Origin of the sequence: Sporosarcina sp. P29 (assembly GCF_002743265.1) — a bacterium.
In the GTDB taxonomy this organism is placed as follows: Bacteria; Bacillota; Bacilli; order Bacillales_A; family Planococcaceae; genus Sporosarcina.
Genome location: NZ_PDYX01000063.1, coordinates 1 through 550 on the forward strand (window position 1 = coordinate 1; position 550 = coordinate 550).

The 550-nt window shown below is 52.7% G+C and carries 1 protein-coding gene; it reads right to left on the reverse strand.

The window, feature by feature from the left end:
* On the reverse strand, positions 1–370 hold a 370-nt coding region (locus CSV68_RS16530; RefSeq protein ID WP_158233536.1), incomplete at its 3' end, for a MobA/MobL family protein.
* Positions 371–550 lie beyond the last annotated feature (180 nt).

A 550-nucleotide genomic window follows, 5' to 3' on the forward strand; every position in this document is an offset into this window, starting at 1 on the left:
TATGGGCGTGCGGCTGTTCGCCGCCGTCAATGCTGGCTTTCGGATTGTGGATCGCAAACGTCCATGAATGTTTGTCGCCCGTTTCCTGCTTCACAAAATCCCGGACAAGCGCCAGCCGCTGCGCTTCATTCAGCTCGCGGGGTAGAGCGATCTCAATTTCCCTGTACGTTGAACCGTTGGCACGTTCGAACGCATCCGCAGCCTGCCAGAAATGGGCGGGTTCATCTCTCGCCCATTCCGGCATATTGCCGTGTTCGGTGTGCTCGAGATCCTGGCGCTGGCTGAACTTATCTTCCCGCGTAATGTAACTGGCATGAGCAAGGGCTTTACCCTTGCCGCCAAATTTCACGCTGAGATGATACGTTGCCATGTTGTGTCAGCCCCCGGCAGGGCGCACTGTTTCTGCCCGCAGGGAGAAACATATAAGTGCGCTTTACTCTAATTTAAAGAATTATGAGTAAAGATAAGTCATGCGACTTCTGACCGCAAGTTATATACTTTCCCCGTCGGAAATATCGGGATGGGGAAGTTAAACGATGCGGATCAGTAA